The following is a 15,275-nucleotide window of genomic DNA, read 5'->3' as shown; positions in this document are numbered from 1 at the left end:
GTTTTTTGAAAGGAATAAAACAAGTTGATATGATAAAATGTGGGTTACAATATAAGAGAATTGCATTGAAGGCAATATTTTTATTGCTCATTTTCAATTTTCAATTTTCAATTTTCAATTGTTTCGCCCAAGAGCGAAAGACTTTGCCGGAATGTATAGCGCAGGCGTTGGAGTCGAATTATTCTATTAAGATTATCCGGAATGAAGCCCGTATGGCAAAGAATGATTTGAATTACTCTACTTTTTTACCTACCGTGGATGCGAATGCAAAACAGACACAGACGCGTAATGATTCCAAAACGGAAAATAGCGCGGGAGAGGTGAATAAGATGTCCGATATAAAGACGGATAATTATTCTGCCGGGGTTGCACTGAACTGGCGTTTGTTCGACGGGTTGGAGATGTTTACCACGCACGAGAAGCAGAAAGAGTTGCTGGCGATGGGAGAACTTGCTGTTCAGCAGGCGGTGGAGAATCTGATCGTGAATGTAAGCGCTGCCTATTATAACGTGCTGGTGCAACAGCATAAGTTGAAGGCGGCTTTTCGTTCGTTGGAGGTTTCTAATGAACGCTACGAGGAAGCACAGACCCGCTACGAGGTGGGTAATCGTTCCGGTTTGGAAGCCCAACAGGCAAAGATAGATTTAAACGCGGACAGTTCTGTTTACGTGAAACAGAAAGAAGCGTTAAAAGGAGCCTACATCACGTTGAACAAGTTGATGAATACTGACTTGCAGTTGGTGGAATACGTGCGGGATACGATTTTATTGGGACCTCTTTTGTCTTTAGGTGTATTGGAACAAAGGACGTTACAAAGTAACACGACTTTGTTGCTGGCAAAAAAGGATCAGAAAATCTCGGCTTTGGATTTGAAAAATACCCGGGCTGTGTTGTTCCCCACGTTGGATTTTACTTCCGGGTATAACTATAATAAAACGGATACACCGTCTTCCGCGACCACGTTAAACAGGACGAACGGATTTTACTGGGGCTTCTCGCTGAACGTACCTATTTTTAGTCGTTTACAGAATCGTACGAAGATTAAAAACGCGAAGATCGAGTTGGAGAATACCGAGCTTTCATACCAAGAGGCAGAAAAAGAGATGCTCGGGGATTTAGCGTTGTTGTATAACACGTACGAGAATAACTTGTTGATGGTGAATTTCGAAAACGAGAGTGCTGATGTTGCGGCGGCAAATCTGGATGCGGCTTTGGAAAAATACAAGATCGGTTCTCTCTCGGGAATCGAGTTCCGGGAATTTCAACGTAGTTATATTGATGCCGTAGACCGGAAATTGTCGGCTATATATCAGGCAAAGGTTTCGGAATTGTCGTTATTGCTGGTGAGCGGGGAAATCCGTGATTCTATCGTGATGGAGAATGTCGAGGAATAGCGGTTGTTCGCGTGAAATATAAAAATGTTTGTTTGTCGTATCCGAAAAAAGTTTACTTTTGTGGTGACATGTGATTGTTACTGAGACATACAAACATGGGGAATATTGATTTTAATGATAGCACTTTTGAAGATTTATTCAAATCTTATTTCCAAGATTTGATGCGATTTGTATGTAGCTACGTGAATGACGAGGAGGTGGCGAAAGATATCGTTCATGATGTATTTTTTGCCCTGTTGAGAAACAAGAAGCGTCTGGATGTTTCCTATTCCATGAAATCGTATTTATTTACTTTAGCCCGGAATTACGCGTTGAATTATCTGAAGCATTTACGGGTGGTGGCAATGAACGAGAGGGAGGTTTCGGATTTGTTGGAGAATGCAGGTGAAGAACTGGGAGTTTACGAGGAACGACTAAACCGGTTGAATGAAAAATTGGCGGAATTGCCGGAGAAGCAGCGAGAAGTATTGATGAAGTGTTTTGTCGAGGGACGGAAATATAAAGACGTGGCGGACGAGATGGAGATCAGTGTAAATTCCTTGAAAACCCATATATCCCGCGGATTGAAATTCTTGAGAAACGAGTTGCGGGAAGATGTGGTGTTGCTGATGTTCACTTTAAAATAATCATTGGAAAAGTATAAGAAATGAGTTGAGAACATCAAATGTTCAAAGTCGAGAGTGCTTTAAGGAGCACTCTTTTTTGTGCCATTCCGAAAAAGTTGTGATTTTTGGGGATTTGATTCCGAAAAAGTTGTATTTCTGAAAGAAGTGAATTGAGAAGTATTGGGTATTTTGATGAATAACAGATTGTTATGGCCGGTTGGTCGGAATGAAAGAAAAATATAAAATAATTGTAGTTGTTTGTCACCCATTTCACGGGTGTTGTTGTGTTATTGTAAAATTTAAATAATCATGAGATATTGTGATGAAGATATAGAGTTTGCCGGACAGATATTGACGAATCGGGAAGAATTGGATGATACTGCCGTTGAATTGTGGATGAAAGATAAGGAACACGTGCGGTTGCTGGATGAGTTGGCTACCGTGAGGGAGAGGTTGGCAGTTGAAGAGTTCGGGCATTTGGAAATGGAGGAGTTGACTCGTTTGAAACAATCCGTGGCTGACCGGAGAAGCCGGAGGATGACATTGCGTTGGTCCGTGGCGGCTTCAATCGTGTTGATTGCTGCTCTTTTCATCGGGCGGATGGTAGATGAATGGCGCAATTTGGATGAAGAGAGATTAATTGCACAAACGGAACGAATTGCACCGGGGGTAAAAGCCGAATTGATTCTGGCAACCGGAGAGAAAGTCTGTTTGGGACAGAAAAGTGAAATGATTGCCGGTAAAAAGGAGATTGGTATTCGAAACGATTCGTTGACCGGGTTGGATTATGCCATGGCAAAGATGCAAAATGATGATGGCGAGGCGGTATTTAATATGATACGAGTACCTATCGGGGGATTTTATCAATTGACATTGGCGGATGGAACTCGTGTCTGGTTAAATTCCATGACGGATATTCGTTATCCGGTTACTTTTACGGGGGAATCAAGGGAAGTTTATCTGAAAGGTGAAGCTTATTTTGAAGTAAGTAAGGATACCTCGAAACCTTTTATTGTTCGGCTGAACGGTTCGAAGGTTACAGTCTTGGGTACATCATTTAATATAAAAGCTTACGAGGATGAGAATAATATTTACACGTCTTTGGTGCAAGGGGCGGTTCGGTTTACAAATGATGGGAATCGGGAACAAGTCGAGCTAAAGCCCGGAATGCAATGTATTTGGAATAGCGTTTCCGGAAAAACGGAAGTGTATGAGGTTGATATGGAGCAATTCGTTTCGTGGAAAGACGGAAGGTTTGTTTTTGAGTTAATCACGTTGGATGCGATGATGCGGCAGTTGAAGCGTTGGTATGATATTGATGTTGTTTATCAGGATGAAAAGGTGAAAACGTATGAGTTTTGGGGAACGATAGACCGTAATATGGATTTGAATAAAGTGTTGTCAATTGTGGCAAAGGTTAGTAAGGTGGCGTTTGAGGTGCAGGGGAAGACCGTGTTTGTTTCGGCGAAAAAGTGAGGTTTCACTAGTATAAATAAAAAACACGGAAATTGCTCGAACAATTCCCGTGTGGTCCTTCGGGAAGAACCTTAGTATAAATTGAATTTCAAAGTTATGAAAAAAAAGCGAATTTTGTACCTATCCGGTGCAAAGCAGAAATTTTTAAACCTAATTCGAGTGATGAGAATTACTATTTTTCTATTACTGGTTGGTTTGACACACGTGTCTGCAAGCGTGTTTAGCCAAAATACGTCGATTAATTTGAAATTGAAAGACGTTAAGTTGGAACAAGTTGTCAAAATCGTACAAAAACAGCTAAATCAAGATTTCTTTTTTAACCGGAAAGATATTGATGTGAATAAAAAGATCTCGGTGAATTTTGTTGAAGCATCATTGGAAGATGTTGTACGAGAAGTTTTCGGGGAGAGATATACTTATGAGATTGTTGATAACATTATTGTTATATCGACTCGTCAAGTGGTTCTCGAGGAGGTGAAAAAAGTTGTTATAAAAGGGATTGTGACAGATCAGGATAGTGTGCCATTGCCGGGAGTGACTATAAAAATAAAGAATTTGACATTTGGGACGGTGACGAACGGGAAAGGGGAATACGAGTTGGTTTTACCGGAAGCGAAAGATGTGGTACTGGTTTTCTCGTTTATCGGGATGAAGACCGTGGAGAGAAAATACACGGGAGAGAAGGTGATAAACGTGTTGATGGAGGAGTCCTCAACCGAGATGGAAGAAGTGGTGGTGACGACCGGATATGAAACTTTCAAGAAGAAACGTTTAACTAGTGCCATCACGACGCTAAAAGCGGAAGACATTATGGTTAGCGGATTGTCTTCCATTGATCAGATGCTGGAAGGACACGTGCCGGATATGATGTTTATGGTGAACTCGGGAGAGGTTGGGGTTGTTCCGAAGATTCGTATTCGCGGTACTTCCACGCTAATCGGGAATCGGGAGCCGTTGTGGGTAGTGGATGGAATCGTGGTGAATGATCCGGTTCCGGTGAGCCCGGATGAATTGAATGATCCGGATTACGTGAACCGTATCGGGAATGCTATTGCCGGGATCAATCCGCAGGATATCGATCAGATCAATATATTGAAGGATGCCTCCGCCACGGCTCTGTACGGGGCTAAGGCTGCCAATGGCGTGATTTTGATTACCACGAAGAAAGGGCATGCCGGTAAAATGATTGTTAATTACAATGTAAATATGACATTGAAGCGCCGTCCCCGTTACTCGGATCGTCGGATTGACGTGATGGATTCAAAGGAACGGATGGCTTTCTCTCGTGATTTGGTAAAGGCTCATTATAAATATGCCGAGCCGATGACGGAAGTGGGATACGAGGGATTAATAAATCAACTTTACCGGAATGAGATTGATTATGAGCAATTTCAAGTAGGGGTGAACGAGTTGGAATCGACGAACACGGATTGGTTTGATTTATTGACGGAAGATTCATTTTCTCATCAGCATACATTGAGTTTAACGGGGGGTACGGATAAAGTACGTTATTATTCTTCCGTGGGCTATACTCGTGATAATGATGTTATCAAGGGAAATCGAAATGAACGTTACACGGTGGCGATCAATCTGGATGCCACGTTGTCTCAATATTTGTCTACTTCCTTTAGTTTGAAAGGGAACGTGGGGAACCGGGAATATAACCAAACGGCTATTGCCCCGATGGATTACGCTTATAACACGAGTAGGGCAATCCCGGCTTTTGATAAAGAGGGACGATATTACTTCTATAAGAAGAACGTGAACATGTCGGAGAAATATAATTACAATATTTTGAATGAATTGAAGCACAGTTCCTATAAACAGGATAATGCGGCACTTCAATTTAACGCGAGTTTGGATTTTAAACTAAAAACTTATCTGACTGCCCAAGCTCTCTTCTCTTATTCTACAGCCAATACGGATATAGAGGGATATTATGACGAACAAACCTATTATGCGGCCAAAGAACGTCGTTCCGATTATGGTGTGGAACCGGATGAAAATACCACGAAATTGCCGTTTGGTGGGGAATTGCAAAAGGATAATACCCGGAATAGTTCATACACGTTTCGTTTACAAGTGAATTTTAACAAATATTTTGGTGTGAATGAGCAGCATAATGTGAATGCGGTGATCGGATACGAGATGAGTTCTACCGAATACAATGGTTATTCAAATGTGACAAGAGGATATTATCCCGATCGGGGAAAGCAGTTTGCTGTTGGTACTTCCTTGGAGGCGTATCCGGCATATCGGGCTTGGATAGAGAATAATGCCTATCCGAATATGACGGATAACATCACGAATCTGGTCGCCGGTTATGCTACTCTGGCATATACCTACATGAGTTATTTCACGATCAATGCTAATGCTCGTGTAGATGGTTCCAATAAGTTCGGGGATAAAAGTAATGATAAATTATTGCCCGTGTGGTCTGTGGCAGGAATTTATAATGTGTCGGAACATTGGAGGAATGCTTGGAATGGGATCGATTTCTTATCGTTAAAATGTTCTTACGGTTTTCAAGGAAATATGCTGGATGAGGAATCTCCGGAAATGACAATTAGTAAGAAACCCGTGGATCCTTATTATAATGAATTAATATCAAAGGTAATAAATTACCCGAATCCTCAATTGAAATGGGAACGAACGAGTTCCTTGAACACGGGTATTGAAATTGGATTTTTTAAACGAAGAGTACAGTTAAGTGCGGAGTATTATCTCAAACGTACGAAGGATGCATTTCTGTCAAAACCTATTTCCACGGTGAACGGCAGGAACCAATACGTGGTTAATTCCGGGAATGTTAGGAATAGCGGTTATAGTATTGGAGCTACGATAACTCCGGTTGTGATCCGGGATTTTAAATGGACTTTATCGACGTATTTTTCCAAGACCTTTAATAAGTTGAAAACAAAACCGGGTGCGGAACAATACGAGTTGAGTAATTTCTTGAGTGGAACTGCGTTAGTGAAAGGGAAGCCCGTGGGAACCTTTTATTCTTATAAATTTATCGGTTTGAACCCGGAAGATGGCGGACCGGTTTTTGACGACGGGCAGGAGGAAAACGAAAAACTGGAGAATCTCAGTAAATATGACACATACACGAAAGTGCTGGAGGCTTCGGGTACGAGGGAACCGACGATGTCCGGGGGTGTTAATAACACGTTCAAATACCGGAACCTGTTGTTACAGGTGAATTTATCCTATAGTTTGGGGTCTAAGATCCGGTTGTTTAAGATGTATAATGGTGCCGTGAGTTGGGATCCGGAAAAGAATGTGAACCGGGAGTTCATTCATCGCTGGAAACAGTCCGGAGATGAGGTTTACACGGATGTCCCGGGTATTATCAGTACTTCCTCTACAGCGTATAGGTACTATAATGACCATTGGTCAAACAGTCGGGGGTATAACGGTAACGTGATTGCTCAAAATTATTGGGATATGTATAATTATGGTTCACAACGGGTGGTTAGCGGGAATTATCTGAAATGCACGAACTTGAGTTTCACGTATGAATTTCCGGATTGGTTGTTGGGTAAATGGAGATTGACTCGACTGGCTGCTTCGTTTTCAGCGACGAATATGTTTACGATTTGTTCGTCCAAATTGAAGGGCCAGACACCGACTCAGGGGGGCTTTGCCGAGATTCAACTGTCAGAACGTCCGACTTATTCTTTGGGTATTAATGTATCATTTTAAGGTTTAACGATGAAAACGAGATATATAATTGGGATTTTGTTGATACTGACAACTTCCTGCTCTGATTTTTTAAAAGAAAGTTCACAAGATTTGGCATACGTGAGGAGTTATGTCGATTTGGATGAGACACTTCTCGGGGACGGGTATATGAATGTGGCGTCGGCAGCTAGCTTGGGAAGTGATAATTATTCGGAATTTTATTACCCGTATATTCATTTTATGGCAGATGAAACACAAGAGAATGTAGGTACGGGTAGATCAACCGTGCTAAGTAGCCGGGATGCTATATTTGGATATTATACTTGGCAACGTCGGGTTGGAATTAATGTAGAAGGAACTTTCCGGGCATCGGAAAATGCGGATTGGGATAAAATCTACAAACATATTAATATTGCGAACATGGTTATTAATACAATTGATAATCAGACAGCAAAAACATCTTTCGATCGGAACGAGATACAACGGATAAAAGGTGAGGCTTATTTTTTGCGTGCTGCTTATTATTTCACGTTAGTTAATTTATACGGGAAGCCCTATTCCTTAAAGACTTCATCGACGGATCCGGGTGTCCCATTAAAATTGACGGATTATGTCGAAGACTTGAAATTTAGTCGGAATACCGTGGCAGAAGTGTACGAGCAAGTCGTAAAGGATTTGAAAAATGCAGAGATATGTTTGGAAAACATTCCATTGAAGAGTGTTTATCGAGCCGGAATTGTTGCAACCTATTTGTTGCAGAGTCGTGTGTATTTGTATATGCAGAATTATACATTGGCGAAAGAATGTGCTCAAAAAGTGTTGGATAGAAAGGATGGGTTAATAGATTTGAATAGTTTTGATAACATGGAGCATAGTTTTCTTTCTTCCAAATCCGAGGAAACTATTTTTTCCATGGGAACAAGTATCACTCAACAGACGGTTAACGGATTGATGGAAGACTTTGGTATTTCGGATGATTTGTATGCTCAATATAGACCTTATCTGGGAAATGAAGATTTACGTAGAAGTTATTTTATGGAGGATTATTTAGGATACCAGAGATACACGAAAGTGAAGCCGGGAAGAACGGGGCGTATAGATGTTTCTGATAATTTTCTTTTCCGAACAGCTGAAGCTTATTTGAATCTGGCAGAGGCTGCTGCTTGTTCGGGTGATGAATCGACAGCCAGAACGGCCTTGAATGCTTTACGTTTGAAACGGATGGCTCACATCGGTTATATTTCAGTTGAATTAAGTGGAAGTGAACTGGTGACTTTTATTCGAGATGAAAGACGCCGGGAGTTGTGCTTGGAAGGACATCGTTGGTTTGATTTGCGACGTTATATGGTGAATGAAAAATATCCGTTTGTAAAGACGATCCGAAATAGTTATACGATTTTTCAAGATGATGATTGGGGAGATAAAGAACCTGTCGAAACTCGTGTTTTTGAATTAAAAGAAAATGATGATGCTTACACTTTGCCCATACCCATAGAAGTACTTAACTTCAATGATGGAATGAAGGATAACGAAAGGGCTGAGCGTCCTGTAATTAATGTTATAACTTATTAATTAATAGCTAAATCATGAATACTATAAATAGATTAAGTATGTTATTTCTTGCAGGTTCATTGTTCGCTGCTTGTAGTTCCGAAGATCAACTTATTCCAAGTCATTTTGATGTTAATGTTTTTGCGGCGAGTGGGCAAGATTCTGTGTTACAGCATAATTTTTTTGAATCTGTAGGCTCTTATTTGTTATTTAAGGATACCTTAAGTCGGGAAGTTGTCGGGATAGATAAAGACGGAAATACACTTTACCATTACGAGACTGTTGATATCGGTTATTCGCTGACCGGACTTTCAAACAATCGATATAGTTATAAATATTTACAGACCTTGGAAGATAAAAAAGCTGCAGCGGAGTTTCTCGAGAATCGGATTATGCCGGCAATGCGGGAAGATATTCGTCCCTATTCCGTGTTGGCTGTGGAGCAAACGGAAGAATCTGTATTGAAATGGGGTGAGTGGAACAAGAGTAATATTGATTTCTTTGCAGGTTACCGGTGTATGGCTATTTCTTTAAAGGGGATTGCACAAATGGATGAAGCACAACAGGTCCAATTGGCAGAAAGGTTGTTAGCTGGAATTGTGACTCAAAAGATCACTTCTTTAGGTATACGTGATTTAGGTGCTTTTTACGAGAATAGCGATAAGTATTATGGAGAACTAAGACGTGATTATCCGGAGGTAAAAGATGAGAAAGAGGTCGGTTTTCTTTCTTCCGGTTCATATCTTTTTCCCGATCGGCAGACAGATTTAAAAGATTATCTAAATGCTTATTTTTCAGTGACAGAAGAAGAATTTTTACAGAAATACAAGGATTATCTGGTAATATGTATTAAGTACAATTTATTGAAAGACTTGATAAAACAAGTCGGGTATACCGTGGAACGTTAAGTTGAATATATAAAGATAGAGATGATGAAAAACAAGATATATTTATTCGGAATTTTCCTACTGCTGGTTTTTTCCGCTTGCGAGAAGGATGAGCATGAGGTGATTAGTATAAAACCCGAAGCTACAGGTGTTTTTGTGGATACACGGGATGGACATGAATATAAGTGGGTCAGATTGGGTAATCTGGATTGGATGGTGGAAAATTTGGTTTATGGTGTAGGCGATTTTGTGGAACCTTATTATAACATAGATGATCCGGACGATAAGCAAATGGAAGATTTCATGCGTAATATGGAGATTTATGGTGGGCTTTATCCTTATGATATTGCGTTAACCGCGGCACCCGAGGGGTGGCGTGCGGCTACGGATGAAGATTGGAAGAATCTGGAACAGGTGTTAGGAATGGATTCTGACGAGTTGGATAAAGAGGGATACCGGGGTGATCGGCAAGGGGAACTCATGCAGCAAGATTCTGTTGGTACTGGATTATGTATGCAGCTTGGAGGTTTCTTTAATTATTACGGTACTCGTCGACTCACGGATTACATGGGTGTGTACGGGTTCTTTTGGGCTATATCACCGGAGCAGGATGAGGCAGAGGATGTTAATGCGATTTATAGAAAGATTAGTTATGATTTGCCGAAAGTGTACCGGGGTACGACGTTGAAAATAAAACAGATGAGTATTCGTTGTGTGCGGGATGCCGTGAAAGAATAATTAGAATAGTTGTATGTATGTTTAAAACTAAATCACAAGGAATGAAAAATTGGATGGTATTGTTTATGGTTGCTGCATTGGTAACCTTGGTAAACCAAGATGCGTGTGCTTGGGGAAAAAAGAAGGTTGAGAATAAGCGGGAAGTGGTAAAGCCTGAAACTCCTTATGAAAAATTATTTAAAGGGAAGAAATGTGAAACGGCTAAAGGTAAATTTATTACCTTGCATAAAGTGGGGGAAAAATTATATTTTGAATTGCCGTTATCCTATTTGGAGCGGAGAATGTTACTTGCGTCCACGTTGACGGGTGCAAGTGATAACGACCTAGGCGAGGTCGGTTACAAATCGAATGATCCGTTACATATCAAATTTACCAAGACAGACAGTACGATCTATATGCGATTGGTAAACACGGCTGCCACGTATAACGAGAAAGAAGCCGGAATGCGAAAAGCTTACGAGCGGAATTTTATGGACCCGATGTTGAAAGCCTATAAGATTATGGCATACACGAATGATAGTGCGGCAGTGGTGATAGATATGACCGAATTCTTTGCCAAGCATAACGAGATGTTGCCGGCTCTTCCTGATAATGTCGGAGGTTTTATTTCGGTTTCCGCATCCCCGAATAATGATGGGTTTGCTTTGCGTGATATAAAGGCTTTTGATGATAATGTTTCCATAAAAACGGATATGGCGTATAAAGTATCCATGAGTGTTTTGGGAATGTTTACTATTCGTTCCAATGATCCCGTGAGTGTGCGGGTAACCCGGACATTGTTGTTATTGCCGGAAAAGAAAATGCGTCCCCGGATTAGTGATTCGAGAGTCGGGATATTCCTGACGGATAAAATCAATCTTTCAACAGAAGAAGACCAGATACAGACGTATTCTTTAGCTCATCGCTGGCGTTTGGAGCCGAAAGATATGGAGGCTTATAAACGGGGCGAGTTGGTGGAGCCGATAAAACCGATCGTGTTTTATTTGGATGATGCTTTTCCCGAATTATGGAGAGAGCCGATTAAAGAGGGGACGATGAGATGGAACAAGGCTTTTGAAAAAATCGGTTTCAAGAATGTAGTACAGGTATTGGATTTTCCGAAAGATGATCCTGATTTCGACCCGGATAATTTGAAATATTCATGTATCCGTTATTTGCCTTCCACGACAGCAAATGCCATGGGACCCTCGTGGGTTGATCCTGTAACGGGAGAGATCATTAATGCTTCCGTGTTGGTATATAATAACGTGATTAAGTTGATTAACAATTGGCGTTTCGTGCAGACGGCTCAGATAGACCCTTCCGTGCGGAACAAGAAGATGCCGGATGAAATCGTGAAAGAATCGATCGCTTACGTTGTGGCACATGAAGTAGGGCATTGTCTTGGTTTTATGCATAATATGGCTGCTTCGGCTGCTTATCCGGTAGATTCTTTACGTTCCGCTACTTTTACCCAACAATACGGGACGACACCCTCTATCATGGATTATGCCCGTTTCAATTATGTAGCACAGCCGGGTGATAAAGGCGTGAGATTGACTCCTCCGGATTTAGGCGTGTACGATGAATTTTTGGTGAAGTGGAACTATCAACCGATACCGGAAGCTGAATCTATGAAAGAAGAAGCTGCAATATTGGAAAAGTGGGTGGATGAAAAAGCCGGAGATCCCCGGTATCGTTACGGGTGTCAGCAAGTAGCCAGTAGGTATGATCCCAGTGCGTTGGAAGAGGATTTAGGGGATGACCCGATGAAAGCCGGAGAATATGGGATACGTAATTTGCAATATATATTGAAAAATATGGATCAATGGATTACTGGGGATGATGACGGAGAGCATAAGGAAGCGTTGATGGAGTCATTGATGGAACAATATTTCCGCTATCTCCAGAATGTAAGATATAATATTGGCGGTATTTACCTGACACGTGTCAAGGAAGGAACCCGTGGAGAGAAATACCAAGCTGTTCCCAAAGCAGTGCAAAAGGCGTCTTTAGCTTGGATTATTCGGCAAATCCGTCAATCGGACTGGTTAAATAACCGGGAATTGTGCAAAAAGTTGAACCTTCAGGTGAGTGCTGCTCCTATTGTACAGGATGTGATCTCTGGCGAATTATTGAAGTCATACAAGGGTGTAATTTTATCCGCTCATGTGTCACAAGATCCCTATACTTTGAAGGAGTATTTTAATGATCTCTATAATGGTATTTGGGAAAATACATTGAAAGGTAAAAAATTGACGAGTGGGGATATTATTCTGCAAACTGCGCTTGTTGATATGATTAACGGAATGGTGGGCGAAAAGACAAAAAAGTCGTCTTTATTCGGTTTGAGCAAAATGGCTTCCGTGGAAGAGATGGTCGCTTATGGACTGGACGAATCCGGAATGATGCGTAAATACATGGATATCCTTAAAAATATCGAAGATGAGAAGGGAACGGATTACGTGACCCGTCAAATTCATCCGGATGCTTTCGGACAAGGATACGGTTGGCAACGAGAGGTGTCTGTGAAAGCAATCGACAATTCTACGACTTATATTGTGGCTTTGGCTTATAGAATCAAGAGTTTATTGGAGAGTAAATTGTCGTCTGTAGATAGTGCAACAAAAGATCACTACAAGATGTTATTGTTGAATTTGAATCGTGCATTGAAAGTTTAGAGGATATTACTAGACTTTTGTTTTAGAGTTTAGAGGAATTGTCTTGTGAAAAAGATAATTCCTCTTTTTTTGTAAACATATAATTTCTCAGACTCTTTTTTTAATTTAATAAAAAGTATATTTTTGTGAATGTGAAGTTGGGAGCGTTCATTAGGAGAAAAATGTAAAATGAAGCAGGAACTTTTGGATAATCGTGGTTTTGAGGAGTTATTCGGGTTGCATTTCAACAACCTCGCGGGGTTCGTGTATAATTACGTGCGGGACGAGGAGGTGGCGAAAGATATCGTGCATGATGTTTTCCTGACGCTCTGGAAGAACCGGAAACACTTGAATCCGGTGTATCCGGTAAAGTCTTACCTGTTTACTCTGGCACAAAACAGCGCGTTGAATTATTTACGTCATTTGCGGGTAATCGAGGTGAACGAACGAATGGTCGGGGAGCTGTTGGAGTCGGCGGCGGAAGAGTTGGATGATTACGAGAAACGTCTGGAACGCTTGGAGGAGAAATTGGCATTGTTATCCGAGAAACAACGGGAGGCGTTGGTGAAATGTGTCGTGGACGGGAAGAAATATAAAGAGGTGGCGGAAGAGATGAACATCAGTTTGAACACGGTAAAAACGCATATTACCCGTGCGTTGAAATTCTTGCGGGATGAGTTGCAGGATGATTTGGTACTACTTTTTATATTGGGAAAATAAAGTATAATTCGGGGTTGACCTACCCCGTTGCTGGGGTATTACTCTATTTTTAGGTGGCTTTCGCTAGGGTTTTAGGCGACTTTTAGGCGGCATCGCCCACTCTTAGCCCGTAGTTCGCCCACACTTAGCCCACGTTTTAGTGAAAAATAAACAAGTTTAACACATCTGGTGTTTTTGCGGATTCACCTTTTACCGGGGCTATTCAAAAAACATGGGGATGTTACGTTATAGGATAACGGGAGTGTATCCTCTTTATTGGTATCGGTCGGGTTGATTCATGATAAAAAAAAGGAAAAAACTTTATTTTTCTTGTCGCCCATTTTCGGGGGGTACGTGTATTAGCTGTGAAAAGCGAAAAGAAATGAAGCATAGAGAAGAAGATATAGAGTTTGCAAATCAGATACTTGCGCACCGGAATAAGTTGGACGATGGGCAGGTGGAGAAGTGGATGGACGAGCCGGGACACGTGGAGTTGTTGAAGGAATTATCGACACTTCACGGGCAATATGTTCACGTGGATTTCGAGAAGGAGCGGGCGAAAGAGTATGCCCGGTTCGAGAAAGCGATCGGGGGAAAAAGTCGGCGACGGATCATGACGTGGTCATCGGTTGCGGCTTCAATTATTCTGTTACTGGGGTGGTATGTAACTTGGATGGCGGGAGGTCTGTCGGGAGAGAGGAGTATAGGGTTGGTTGAGCAAGCCGGGAGTTTCAAGCCGGGGAGTAATGCGGTGGAGTTGATTCTGGATAACGGGGAGAAGGTCGTGCTTGACGGGAAAGGAAAACGTATCGGGAATGATGTCGTGTCCGGGATACGGGATGATTCCTTGCGGGGATTGACTTACGTGCAGGCACAAGTGAACGAGAGCGAAGAATTGGTGTACAACACGTTAAAGGTGCCGACGGGCGGTTTCTACCAACTGGAACTGGCGGACGGGACGAAAGTGTGGCTCAATTCCGAATCCGAATTACGTTTTCCCGTGCGTTTTGCCATGAACGGGCGGAATGTATATTTGAAGGGAGAGGCGTATTTTCAAGTGAAGCGGGATACGATGAGTCCGTTTCGGGTTTATTTGAACGAGTCGAGCGTGACGGTGCTGGGGACATCTTTTAATATAAAGGCTTACAAGGACGAAGAGAATATATACACTACATTGGTGGAAGGTTCCGTGCGTTTCTCGGAAGAGAGAGGCGGGGAACAAATTGTGTTGCAACCGGGAATGCAGAGTGTCTGGAACGTGGAATCCGGAAAAACGGAAGTGAAGGAAGTGGATGTGAACCAGTTTATCGCTTGGAGGGACGGACGCTTTGTATTCCCATCTACCACCTTGGAGGAGTTGATGCACCAATTGAAACGCTGGTATGATATCGAGGTGAAATATCAGGCTCCCGAGGTAAGGCGGTATGAATTCCGGGGAGCGATTAACCGGGATATGGATTTGCGTAAGGTGTTGTCGCTCGTGGAGAAGACGAGTAACGTGATATTTAATGTTCAAGGAAGAAAAATATATGTAGCAATTAAGAACTGAACCGGAGAAAAATGAGGATTGCCGTCAACAATCCTCATCTGATTCTCCCGAAG

General features: G+C 41.8%; 10 protein-coding genes. All 10 read left to right on the top strand.

Annotated features, from left to right (window positions below; all coding sequences use genetic code 11):
* The first annotated feature begins 29 nt into the window (after window positions 1-29).
* The gene (locus tag H8S64_RS17495) at window positions 30-1,394 is read left to right on the top strand and encodes a TolC family protein (RefSeq protein ID WP_186977771.1); all 1,365 of its coding nucleotides are present in this window, start codon (window positions 30-32) and stop codon (window positions 1,392-1,394) included.
* Between the two features lie 95 nt (window positions 1,395-1,489).
* A complete protein-coding gene (locus H8S64_RS17490; protein ID WP_099290169.1) occupies window positions 1,490-2,020 on the top strand; it encodes an RNA polymerase sigma-70 factor in 531 nt (176 codons plus the stop codon).
* Window positions 2,021-2,308: 288 nt separating this feature from the next.
* The gene (locus H8S64_RS17485) at window positions 2,309-3,475 is read left to right on the top strand and encodes a FecR family protein (protein ID WP_186977769.1); all 1,167 of its coding nucleotides are present in this window, start codon (window positions 2,309-2,311) and stop codon (window positions 3,473-3,475) included.
* Between the two features lie 162 nt (window positions 3,476-3,637).
* Complete coding sequence (locus tag H8S64_RS17480) at window positions 3,638-7,180, top strand: SusC/RagA family TonB-linked outer membrane protein (protein ID WP_255469588.1); 3,543 nt, start codon at window positions 3,638-3,640, stop codon at window positions 7,178-7,180.
* 9 nt (window positions 7,181-7,189) lie between these two features.
* Complete coding sequence (locus tag H8S64_RS17475; RefSeq protein WP_186977765.1) at window positions 7,190-8,731, top strand: RagB/SusD family nutrient uptake outer membrane protein; 1,542 nt, start codon at window positions 7,190-7,192, stop codon at window positions 8,729-8,731.
* A gap of 14 nt (window positions 8,732-8,745) precedes the next feature.
* Entirely contained in the window at window positions 8,746-9,618 is an 873-nt protein-coding gene (locus tag H8S64_RS17470) for a hypothetical protein (protein WP_186977763.1), read from the top strand.
* Between the two features lie 24 nt (window positions 9,619-9,642).
* Entirely contained in the window at window positions 9,643-10,335 is a 693-nt protein-coding gene (locus H8S64_RS17465) for an FISUMP domain-containing protein (protein ID WP_186977761.1), read from the top strand.
* A gap of 41 nt (window positions 10,336-10,376) precedes the next feature.
* Entirely contained in the window at window positions 10,377-12,995 is a 2,619-nt protein-coding gene (locus H8S64_RS17460) for a zinc-dependent metalloprotease (RefSeq protein ID WP_186977759.1), read from the top strand.
* Window positions 12,996-13,163: 168 nt separating this feature from the next.
* Window positions 13,164-13,694, top strand: a complete 531-nt coding sequence (locus H8S64_RS17455; protein ID WP_099290176.1) for an RNA polymerase sigma-70 factor — start codon at window positions 13,164-13,166, stop codon at window positions 13,692-13,694.
* A gap of 361 nt (window positions 13,695-14,055) precedes the next feature.
* Window positions 14,056-15,222, top strand: coding sequence for a FecR family protein (locus tag H8S64_RS17450; RefSeq protein ID WP_186977757.1), 1,167 nt, complete (start codon window positions 14,056-14,058; stop codon window positions 15,220-15,222).
* Window positions 15,223-15,275 lie beyond the last annotated feature (53 nt).

The sequence above is a fragment of the Butyricimonas hominis genome (assembly GCF_014287455.1).
Taxonomy (GTDB): Bacteria; Bacteroidota; Bacteroidia; order Bacteroidales; family Marinifilaceae; genus Butyricimonas; species Butyricimonas muris.
Note: the sequence above shows the minus strand (reverse complement) of the source record. Positions and strands in the feature narration are given on the sequence as shown.

What these genes read in the sequence shown, in the direction of transcription:
- H8S64_RS17495 (WP_186977771.1), top strand. Translation starts at nt 30, where the DNA reads ATGATAAAATGTGGGTTACAATATAAGAGAATTGCATTGAAGGCAATA.
- H8S64_RS17460 (WP_186977759.1), top strand. Translation starts at nt 10,377, where the DNA reads ATGAAAAATTGGATGGTATTGTTTATGGTTGCTGCATTGGTAACCTTG.
- H8S64_RS17465 (WP_186977761.1), top strand. Translation starts at nt 9,643, where the DNA reads ATGAAAAACAAGATATATTTATTCGGAATTTTCCTACTGCTGGTTTTT.
- H8S64_RS17475 (WP_186977765.1), top strand. Translation starts at nt 7,190, where the DNA reads ATGAAAACGAGATATATAATTGGGATTTTGTTGATACTGACAACTTCC.
- H8S64_RS17490 (WP_099290169.1), top strand. Translation starts at nt 1,490, where the DNA reads ATGGGGAATATTGATTTTAATGATAGCACTTTTGAAGATTTATTCAAA.
- H8S64_RS17455 (WP_099290176.1), top strand. Translation starts at nt 13,164, where the DNA reads ATGAAGCAGGAACTTTTGGATAATCGTGGTTTTGAGGAGTTATTCGGG.
- H8S64_RS17470 (WP_186977763.1), top strand. Translation starts at nt 8,746, where the DNA reads ATGAATACTATAAATAGATTAAGTATGTTATTTCTTGCAGGTTCATTG.
- H8S64_RS17485 (WP_186977769.1), top strand. Translation starts at nt 2,309, where the DNA reads ATGAGATATTGTGATGAAGATATAGAGTTTGCCGGACAGATATTGACG.
- H8S64_RS17480 (WP_255469588.1), top strand. Translation starts at nt 3,638, where the DNA reads ATGAGAATTACTATTTTTCTATTACTGGTTGGTTTGACACACGTGTCT.
- H8S64_RS17450 (WP_186977757.1), top strand. Translation starts at nt 14,056, where the DNA reads ATGAAGCATAGAGAAGAAGATATAGAGTTTGCAAATCAGATACTTGCG.